Annotated in this window: 11 protein-coding genes; 4 read left to right on the top strand and 7 right to left on the bottom strand. The window is 75.1% G+C overall.

The annotated features are described in order from the left end of the window. Positions 1–160: 160 nt before the first annotated feature. Positions 161–718, bottom strand: a complete 558-nt coding sequence (locus ACFV0G_RS00960) for a hypothetical protein (protein ID WP_380539418.1) — start codon at positions 716–718, stop codon at positions 161–163. A 314-nt stretch (positions 719–1,032) separates the two neighbouring features. On the opposite strand from ACFV0G_RS00960, the gene ACFV0G_RS00955 reads away from it, so the two are divergent. After that, positions 1,033–2,031: a winged helix-turn-helix domain-containing protein gene (locus tag ACFV0G_RS00955; protein ID WP_380539416.1), complete on the top strand. Its 999-nt coding sequence runs from the start codon at positions 1,033–1,035 to the stop codon at positions 2,029–2,031. A gap of 167 nt (positions 2,032–2,198) precedes the next feature. On the opposite strand, the gene ACFV0G_RS00950 is transcribed toward ACFV0G_RS00955, so the two are convergent. The 4 genes from ACFV0G_RS00950 to ACFV0G_RS00935 all read right to left on the bottom strand — a co-directional run bounded on the left by ACFV0G_RS00950 (position 2,199) and on the right by ACFV0G_RS00935 (position 5,462). Then, complete coding sequence (locus ACFV0G_RS00950) at positions 2,199–2,843, bottom strand: dihydrofolate reductase family protein (RefSeq protein ID WP_380539413.1); 645 nt, start codon at positions 2,841–2,843, stop codon at positions 2,199–2,201. A gap of 183 nt (positions 2,844–3,026) precedes the next feature. Then, the gene (locus tag ACFV0G_RS00945; RefSeq protein ID WP_380539410.1) at positions 3,027–3,395 is read right to left on the bottom strand and encodes an STAS domain-containing protein; all 369 of its coding nucleotides are present in this window, start codon (positions 3,393–3,395) and stop codon (positions 3,027–3,029) included. A gap of 309 nt (positions 3,396–3,704) precedes the next feature. Continuing rightward, entirely contained in the window at positions 3,705–4,199 is a 495-nt protein-coding gene (locus ACFV0G_RS00940; RefSeq protein WP_380539407.1) for a universal stress protein, read from the bottom strand. A 6-nt stretch (positions 4,200–4,205) separates the two neighbouring features. Next, positions 4,206–5,462, bottom strand: coding sequence for an SLC13 family permease (locus ACFV0G_RS00935; protein WP_380539504.1), 1,257 nt, complete (start codon positions 5,460–5,462; stop codon positions 4,206–4,208). A 180-nt stretch (positions 5,463–5,642) separates the two neighbouring features. Here ACFV0G_RS00935 and ACFV0G_RS00930 point away from each other — a divergent pair, with 180 nt between their 5' ends. Together ACFV0G_RS00930 and ACFV0G_RS00925 are read left to right on the top strand one after the other, a co-directional pair. After that, complete coding sequence (locus ACFV0G_RS00930) at positions 5,643–6,002, top strand: STAS domain-containing protein (RefSeq protein ID WP_380539404.1); 360 nt, start codon at positions 5,643–5,645, stop codon at positions 6,000–6,002. A gap of 179 nt (positions 6,003–6,181) precedes the next feature. After that, positions 6,182–6,592, top strand: coding sequence for an ATP-binding protein (locus ACFV0G_RS00925; protein ID WP_380539401.1), 411 nt, complete (start codon positions 6,182–6,184; stop codon positions 6,590–6,592). 63 nt (positions 6,593–6,655) lie between these two features. Here the strand turns inward: ACFV0G_RS00925 and ACFV0G_RS00920 are convergent, their stop codons facing one another. Then, the gene (locus tag ACFV0G_RS00920) at positions 6,656–7,009 is read right to left on the bottom strand and encodes an STAS domain-containing protein (RefSeq protein ID WP_380539398.1); all 354 of its coding nucleotides are present in this window, start codon (positions 7,007–7,009) and stop codon (positions 6,656–6,658) included. Positions 7,010–7,119: 110 nt separating this feature from the next. Further along, entirely contained in the window at positions 7,120–8,304 is a 1,185-nt protein-coding gene (locus ACFV0G_RS00915) for a PP2C family protein-serine/threonine phosphatase (protein ID WP_380539395.1), read from the bottom strand. A gap of 93 nt (positions 8,305–8,397) precedes the next feature. Here ACFV0G_RS00915 and ACFV0G_RS00910 point away from each other — a divergent pair, with 93 nt between their 5' ends. After that, positions 8,398–8,901, top strand: a complete 504-nt coding sequence (locus ACFV0G_RS00910; protein WP_380539392.1) for a MarR family winged helix-turn-helix transcriptional regulator — start codon at positions 8,398–8,400, stop codon at positions 8,899–8,901. Positions 8,902–9,013 lie beyond the last annotated feature (112 nt).

Here is a 9,013-nt window from a genome sequence, read left to right as displayed (position 1 = left end):
CGGGGGGGGCGGGGGGGGGGGGGGTCCCCCCCCCCCGCCGGCGGGCCCCGGGGCGGCGCCCGCCCGCCGGGGGCGCCCCCGGCGCCCCCCCCCGGGCCGATCACGCGTCAGCGGCTCGCCGGACAGTGCTGACGCGACGGCACCCCGGCGGGCGGTGCGGTCAGTGCAGGGGGACCGGGTTCCAGGTCAGTTCGCGCTGGTAGCCGTGGCGCCAGCCGCGGGTGTGGACCGAGTCGGTGCGCGGGACGTCCTGGTCGCCGGGAGACTTCGCGTCGACGTTCTGGCCGCTGTCCCAGAAGGACTGCAGGGCGAACGATCCCCAGCCCTCCTCCCCGCCCCACGACCACAGCTCGCCGTTCTGGCCGAGCGAGGAGGTGCCCGGGTCCTCCATCACCACGGCGCCCTCGTTGCCGCCGGTGTAGGCCATCACCTGGTCCTTGGCCGGGTTGTACAGGGTGAACTGGGAGGAGTTGCCCCACTGCTTCCACTCGCAGTAGGGGTCGCCGGAGTTGACGGGCTTGAGCCACAGGAGCTGGTCGTTGGCGCTGGCGCAGAGCTTGTAGTCGCGGAAGGCGCCGTTCTGGAGCATCACCTTCGACGTGGCGGCCGACGCCGGGGCCGCCGGCAGCCCGGCGAGGCAGACGCCCACCAGGGCGGCCGCGGCGAGGCCGGCCCGTACGCGGCGCCCTGCACGGGACACGGTCGTGGGTCGAGTCATACGGAGAACTCCTTGTCCGCTGTTGTCCACGGGCGGAAGACCCGGGGGCGCCGGCACCGTAGGTCTTGTACTCCCCCGGCGACCGGCCCGCCCCATCCTGTGCAACGGCGGGAGGAGGGGCCACGGCATTCGAGCCTGCTCGAAACCGGACAGAACTGGATCCCGCAGCAGGGCTCGGGAAGGGGTCGAGTCGAGGCTGCTGGCCTTGTTGCGCGGCCGACCCGCCGGCGGCATTCTTGTCCCGCACATGACATGGGCATGTTCACGGCCGGTCGAGCGGAGAGCGCCGATCGAGCCGTAGAGCTGGGGGGCTGATGCTTCGTCTTCACTTCACCACCGCCGACCTGCAGCGGATCCGCTGGGTGCCGAATCCGGAGCCCCTGATGGAAACGGTCTTCAGTCTCCAGCTCCTCCAGCAACCGCAGGCGTACAGCGAGCCGTTCGCCCGCTGGTCCGCCCAGGTCCGCGCGGCGATCGGCCGGCGCGAGTCCCTGCTGTTCGACCTCGCTGGTCCGGAGGACGGCGCCGTGCTCGAACTGCTCATGGCTCCAACAGGGGCCACGAGCCTGCGTGAAGGACTGGCGGTGGTGCAATCCCGGCCGGCGGCCCGGACCATCTCCGACCTGGCCTCGGCGCGCAGCATGCGGCCCGGGCTGCCGAAGTGGGTGGTCGATGTCCACCACCGGCAGCCGGAGGCCACCCACCAACTGGCGCGACTGCTCGACGCCTACCACCGGCTCGCCATCGCGCCGACCTGGCCGTACGTGGAACGCGCCGTCCGGAGCGCCTTCGACAGCACGACTGCCGCGCCCGGGGCCGTCCTGAGCAACCTGCACCCGCTCATCAGCTGGGAGTTCCCCGTCCTGACCGTCCCGTGCCACATTCCGCACGACGTGGACCTCCATCTGGAGGGCCGGGGCCTGCTGCTGGTGCCCGCCTTCTTCCTGCGCACTCCCACGGCCCGGCTCGACAACCACGACGAACAGGCGCCCGTCGAGCTCTACTTCCCGATCCGGCAGAACCACGCCCTCCTGCCGGGGGACGACAGCCGCATCAGCCCCGGCCTGACCCGCCTTCTGGGCCGTACCCGGGCCGCCGTGCTGGAGACCCTCACCGTGGTCCGCAGCACGACCGAACTCGCCACCCGGGTCGACATCTCCGCCGCGACGGCCAGCCATCACCTCAACGCCCTGCGCGCGGGGGGCCTGATCACCACCACCCGCGAGCACGGCACCGCCCGGCACAGCCTCACCCACCTCGGCCAGCGCCTGCTGAACGCCACCCGCGCGCCGGTCCGTGTCGGTGGCCTCTGAGGGCCCAGAGACCTGGACGGCCTCGCGCGCTGCGGCCTACCGCTTCAGGGCCCGGTACCGCTTGAGCCCTGCTCATGCCGGGGTTGCGCCGGGACCCTGCGGAGACGCCGGGCTGCCTTTCGCGGGCGCGAGCTCGCCCGGCAGCATCGAGACGATCCGGCGTGGGGTCAGGCGCGGGTGAAGGTCAGGTGGGTGACGCCGCTCGGGGTGGAGACGGTTTCGGTGCGGAAGCGGTCGGTCAGGCCTTCGAGGCCGTCCCAGAGGCGTTCGCCGCGTCCGAGGACGATCGGTACCACGACCACGTGCAGGTGGTCGATCAGGTCGGCGGCCAGGAAGTCGCGGACGGTTCGCGGGCCGCCGCCGATGCGGACGTCGAGACCGCCGGCCGCCGCCCTTGCCTGGGCCAGCGCTTCCTGCGGGTCTGCGTCGACGAAGTGGAAGGTGGTGCCGCCCGCCATCTCCAGCGGCGGGCGGGGGTGGTGGGTGAGGACGAAGACCGGCGTGTGGAACGGCGGGTTCGGGCCCCACCAGCCCGTCCAGTCGTGGTTCTCCCACGGGCCGCGCTGCGGGCCGAACTTGTTCCGCCCCATGATCTCGGCGCCGATCCCGTCGCTCCAGGCGCGGGCCATGGCGTCGTCCACTCCGGTGTCGCCGCCGTCCAGCCCCTGCATCGCCCGGAACGTGCGGGTCCCGAAGAACCAGCGGTGCAGCCGGTCGCCCGCATGGCCGAACGGCGCGTCCAGGCTCTGCCCCTCGCCGGTGCCGAAGCCGTCGAGCGACACCGCGAAATTGTGGACCCGGACAAGGGACATGACGTGACCTCCGGTCTTCGGCTCCGGTGCGGCCGGGACCGCACCTGTTCCGGGCCGACCCTAGCCGGTGGCCGCGCCGAAGTGCAGGATGTTGCGGCTCGGGTCACCCGCCGGGCCGAGACGCCGGTGACCGCGGCCCGGGCCGGGAGCGGCCCGGGCCGTCTGCTTCCGTGACCGCCCGGATCAGCCGGCGTTCCATGCCGCGAGGGTCTCCTCGCGGGTGTCCCACACCCGGGCGAAGCGGCTCACCCCGGCGAGGTGCACGGTGTGCTCCACCGTGGGTTCCGCGCCGAAGACGGCCAGGCCGACGCCGGAGCGGGCGAACTCCTCGAAGGCGTCCGCCACCGCCTGGACCGCACCCCGTTCGGCCACCGCGGTGTCCGACAGGTCGAGCGCGAGTCCGACCGCGCCCTCCCGCACATGGCGGCCGCATGCGCGTACGAGTTCCTGTGCCGCCGCCTCGCCGAGGACCGGTCCCACACCGACCACCACCGCGCCCTCGACCGGCTCCGCCCACACTCGGACCACCCCGTTCACCTGACCTTCCGTCACCGGCCCCGGTGTCGCCGGGGCGCGCCTGTGCCACGCCGCCGGTCCGCGGTCAGCGGTACGGCGGGTGCCGTGCCGCAGCGGCCGCGGCCGGCTGACCGGGCCGCCGCGTGCGGGTGCGCGCCGTGCGGTGCGCACGCGTGCCCGGCGGTCCCTGGCAGTCCACAGTCACACGGCATCCGCGGCCAACGGCTCCGCGGTCGGCCCCCGGGCCGGGACTGCACCCGATCGGCGCACCGCAGCCGCCCCGCGACCGGCCGTGCGGCCGACACGGCGGGCGGGACCACGGGCCGCTCGGCGGGCCGCGGTGCGTCAGTGACCGGGCGGGTGCGGCGGGGGCGGGATGGTGGCGGTGCCCGGGGCGGGCTCGGGCCAGACCAGCAGCACGGGGCAGGGCGCGTGGTCGACCACGAAGCGGGTCGCCGGGCCGAGGCTGTGCGGGCCGAGGCGGGTGCGGTCGCCGTCGCGGGCCACCACCAGGAGGTCGGCGCCCTCGGCCGCGGCGACCACCTCGCGCTCGATCCGGCCGGTGCGGACGGCCGGGCGGCTCGGCCGTCCGAGGCGCTCGGCCGCGGCGGCGAGCAGCTGCTGCGCGGCGTCGGAGGCCAGGTGCTCCAGCCGGGTGCCGGGGTCGCGCTCGCGGTGTCCGCGGCCGAGCAGCCCCGCGTAGGCGCCGTGCCCCGCGCCGGCGACGGCGGTGTCGGTGACGTGCAGCAGGACGGTCTCGGTGTCCTGCGGCGCGTGGGCGCGGGCGGCGTCCACGCAGGCGGGCCAGGTGCCCTCGACGATCCAGACGACGACGGCCATGGGGTGTCAGCCTCCGATCACGTGCAGCGAGGTCCAGAGTGCCAGGACGGCGAGGACCAGGGTGGCGGGTACGACGAGCAGGCCGAGCCGGGTGAACTCGGCGAGGTCGACCTCGTGGTCGTGCTCGTGGACGATGCGCCGCCACAGCAGGGTGGCCAGCGATCCGGCGTAGGTGAGGTTGGGGCCGATGTTCACGCCGAGCAGGACGGCGAGCACCGCCCCCGGCCCGCCGGGGGTGGCGAGCGGCAGGAGGACGAGGACGGCGGGCAGGTTGTTGATGACGTTGGCGAGGACGGCGGCGAGGGCCGCGATCGCCAGCAGCGCGGGCAGCCCCTGGCCGTCCGGCACGAGGTGGCCGAGTGCGTCGGCGAGTCCGTTGTCGACCACGGCGCGGACCACGATGCCGAGGGCGAGCACGAAGGCGAGGAAGGGCAGCGAGGCCGCCCGGGTGATCGCGCGGACGGTGGTGCGGCGCCTGACGAGCGCCCGCACCGCGAGGACGAGGGCGCCGCCGGCCGCGGCCCAGGCCGGGTCCAGGCCGATCGCGGAGGCCACGGCGAAGCCCGCCAGGGTGCCGCCGAGGGTGGCCAGCGCGAAGACCGGTACGGGCACGGACGCGGCGGCCGGCGGCCGCTCGGCGGAGGCGGCGAGGTCGGCCGCGAAGAAGCGGCGGAAGACGGCGTACTCGGCGCCGATGGAGACCAGCCACGGCAGCAGCATCAGTGCCGCGAACCGGGTGAAGCCGAGGCCGCTGGCGGCGAACGCGAGGAGGTTGGTCAGGTTGGAGACCGGCAGCAGCAGGGAGGCCGTGTTGGACAGGTGGGTGCAGGCGTAGACGTGCGGCTTGGGCCGGGCGCCCAGGCGGGCGGCGGTGGCGAAGACCACCGGGGTGAGGAGCACGACCGTCGCGTCCAGGCTCAGTACGGCGGTGACCACCGACGCCACCGCGAACACCCCGGTGAGCAGCCGCTGCGGGCCGCCCGCCGCCGTCCGCGCCATCCAGGCGCCGCAGGCCGCGAACAGCCCTTCGTCGTCGCAGAGCTGGGCCAGGACGAGGACGGCCGCGAGGAAGCCGATCACCGGGCCGAGCCGTGCGGCCTCCTCGCGGGCGTGTTCCCAGGAGACCGCGCCGGTGGCCAGGGCGATGCCGGCCGCCGGGACGGCCACCGCGGCCTCGGGCCAGCCCCATGGGCGGATGACCGCACCGGCCAGCACGGCGAGCAGCAGCACGACGGCCAGCACTTCGGCGACGGGCGTACTCAGGGTCTCCTCCAGGATCGGCGGGGGCGGGCACGGACGAACGGACCCGGGTCGGGACGGCACGTCCGGGCCCATGTTCTCAAACGATCACGCCGGGCCGCGCACGGTGCGCCGTCACCGGGCCCGGCGCCGTGGTGCGAACCGCCGTCAGGGAGCGGTCACCGGCCCTGGAATGATGGCGGGATGGACGGAGTGGACGCGACACGTGGGCGGAGCCCGCGGGACGGCGAGGTGCAGGTCGTGGAGACGGCCGGCCGCCAGGTGGTCAGGCCGTTCGGCCACGCGGACTTCGAGCAGGGCGAGGAGCTCGCTGCCGCGCTCGACGAGGCGCTCCGGGCGGGCGGCGGGCGGGTGGTGGTGGACCTGGGCCGGCTGGCGTTCGCCGACTCCACCTTCCTCCATCTGCTGGTGCGGGCGGCCGCGCGGGGCGAGGTGCACCTGGCGGGGCCGCTCGCCCCGGACGTGCGCCGGCTGTTCGACATCACCGGCCTGACGCCGCTGTTCCGCTTCCATGCCGACCTCGACAGCGCCCTGGTGCCGTGACGGGCCCCCGCACCCCACGGCGCACCGCGGCACACCGGCCCGATCCGGACCGGGCCGGTACGCCCCGTACGGACCCGGACGGTGCCGCACCGGCCGACGCCGGGAGTGTCGCCGCGTGGCCGCGCGACGACGGGGCATCAGCCTTCTCGACAGCGATCGCCGGCGGGAAGGGGGAGCCCATGCCCGACGCCCTGCCGACCGCCGAGCTGTGCCTGGATTCGGCCGGGGTGTCGCTGGCCGACGCCCGGGCGGTGGTCACGGAGTTCGTGGCGCGGCACTGCCCCTGGGCCGACCGCTTCGCGGTGGTGCTGACGCTCTCCGAGCTCCTGTCGAACGCCCTGCGGCACGCGACCGGCTGGTGGCGGCTGCGGCTCAGGGCGTGGGCCGGCGAACTGGTGGCCGAGGTCGCCGACGGCAGTGCCGTCCTTCCGCGCGCCCGGGCCGCGGACCCGACCGGCGCCGCCGGCGGCCTCGGGATGCGGCTGGCGGCGGAGCTGACCAGTGCCGTCGAGGTCGACCTCGATCCGGACTCGGCGGGCAAGACCGTCCGGGCCCGCTGGAGGGCCGCCGGGCCGCCGCTCGCGGAGTGACCGCCGCCGCCCCGGGGCGCGCGTCGGGGCGCGCGTCGGGGCGCGCGTCGGGGCGGCCGGGGTTCAGGCCGGCAGCAGCAGCATCGCCGCGGTGCCGGTGATCTGCAGCAGCCGGGCCACCGTCGGCGAGGTGCCGGTGACGGCCACCAGGGTGCCCACCGCCTCGCCTTCCGCCCGGACGGTCAGCAGCGCGTTGAGGCCGGAGGAGTCGCAGAAGGACACCCCGGTGAGGTCCAGGCGCAGCACCGCCGGCCCGGGGGCGGTGCGGGCCAGTGCCCGCCGGGCGGCCGCCCGCAGCACGCTGCCGGTGCCCAGGTCGAGCTCGCCCAGGACGGTCAGGACGGGGCCCACCGGGGTGTCGCGGTCCTCGACCGTGAACTCCCGGTCGCGGCCGGCGAACCGGTCGTCGCTGGTCATTCGGGTTCCTTTCACGTCCGGCGTACGGTGCGGCGGCGCAGCGGCGCGCGGGCACCTGGTCCGGCGGGTGCGGCCGCGGCTCGGGAGGATGCCTGCGGGGCGGGCCGTTGCTACGGGGCGGGCGCCTCCTCCTGCGGGAGGGCCGCGCGGCCGTGCCAGTCCACGCAGATCACCAGGGCGTCGTCGTCCGGGTCCTGGGCGCGGTAGCGTTCGAGCTCACCGAGCAGGGCCCGCGGGACCTCGGCGGCGGGGAGCAGGCGGGTGGCCAGGATGGACCGGCTGAGGGCCTTCTCGCCGTACGGCTCGCCGAGCGCGGAGACCACCTCGTGGACGCCGTCGCTGACGAAGATGAGCCGGTCGCCCGGCTCGACCTGGATCTCCTGCGTGGTGTACGGCGTCTCGTCCGCCATGCCGAGGGGCAGTTGGGCCTCGAACGGGATCAGTTCGACGGCGCCCGCGCGCATCCGCAGCAGGCGGGGCGAGCCGGCGTCGACGACCTGGACGCGGCCGGTGGCCAGGCCGAACTCGAGCAGCAGGACGGAGACGTGCATCCTCCCCTGGTACTGGGCGTAGACGGCCTGGTCGGCGAGGGCCGCCTGGTCGGCGATGCCGACGCCCGCCCGCCGTGCGTTGCGCAGGGCGTTGATGGCGAGGTTGGTCAGCAGCGAGGCGTCGATGCCCTCGCCCATGCCGTTGGTGACGGTGAGGGTGAGGGTGTCGCGGTTGCCCGACCAGTCGAAGTTGTCGCCGCGGATCGCGTACGCCGGTTCGAGGTGGGCGCCGATCTCGTACTCGGGGCGGCGGCAGGAGCGGGCGGGGAGCAGCTGCCACTGCATCTCGGCGGCGAGGGTGAGCCGGGCGCTGCGGCGTGCCTGGACGTAGACGTCGGTGTCCCGTTCGGCGACGACGATCGCGTGCGCGAGCATCTCGGCGACGGCGAGCAGGTCGGCCGTCAGCTCGGCGGTCGGCGGCCCGTCCGGGAGGCGGAGGCTGAGCACGCCCAGCCGGTCGCCGCGGACGGTGACGGGCAGGTGGAGCGCGACCGGGTCGCGGTCGTCGACGACGGGCTCCTGGGCGCCGAAGGCGCGCCCGACCGGGGTGGTGCGGGCGGGCACCGGGTCGGCGGCGCCGGGGCCCGGGGAGACCGGGTGCAGGACGCTGAGGCTGTAATCGGCGAGCAGGAGCTCGGCCGAGCGCACCCCGTACTGCGCCGCCAGGGCGTCCCGCAGGCGGTCGAGGAGGTCATGGGGAGAGGCAGTGCGCAGGGCGTGCTCGACTGCCAGGAGATTCGTCACGTCGGTCGTCTCGTCGGTCGTCGGTGGAGGGTGAGGGGTCGGCCCGCGGCCGGACGGCTGCACGCCGGGAATCGGCGGTGCGAAGATGGGGTCATGAACCCCGTCTCTGCCCTTCCGGGAGGTGAGGACGCCGCAGGGTCGGCGTCCTCGGTGGTGGAGTTGCTGGAGGTCCTGTGGGGCGGTGGCCGGGACCTGCCGGCCGCGCCGCTGTCGGTGTCGCAATTGCGCGTCATGTACATCTTGGGGCACCACGACGGCATCAACCTCCGCACGCTCACGGAGGCGCTGGATTCCACCCCGTCCTCGGCGAGCCGGCTGTGCGACCGGCTGGAGGCGGTGGGGTTCCTGGAGCGGTCGCCGAGCTCGGCGAGCCGCCGGGAGCTGGAGCTGCGGCTGAGTGCGAGCGGGCGGTCGTTCCTCGCCGAGCTGCGCGCCCGCCGGGAGCGGAAGCTGCAGGAGGTGCTCGCCCTGATGTCGCGCTCGGACCGGGAGGCCCTGATGACGGGCCTGGAGGCGTTCAAGGCAGCGGCCGATGGCGGCCCCGCCGCCGATTCCGCTGACGGCACCCGCTCCTCCTCCGTCTCTCGTTCCGCCTGAGTCCCACCGTTCTGCCCGTACGCGCGCCGGCCGGCACCCCGCGGCGCCCCGCCGCACCAGCAGCCCGACGACAGAGTGTTGCCGAACGACCATTGTTGTCAAACGGCAAATG

Origin of the sequence: Kitasatospora sp. NPDC059571 (assembly GCF_042735675.1) — a bacterium.
Taxonomy (GTDB): Bacteria; Actinomycetota; Actinomycetes; order Streptomycetales; family Streptomycetaceae; genus Kitasatospora.
The sequence above is the reverse complement of the archived record's forward strand: the minus strand, read 5'-3'. Positions and strand labels throughout refer to the sequence as shown.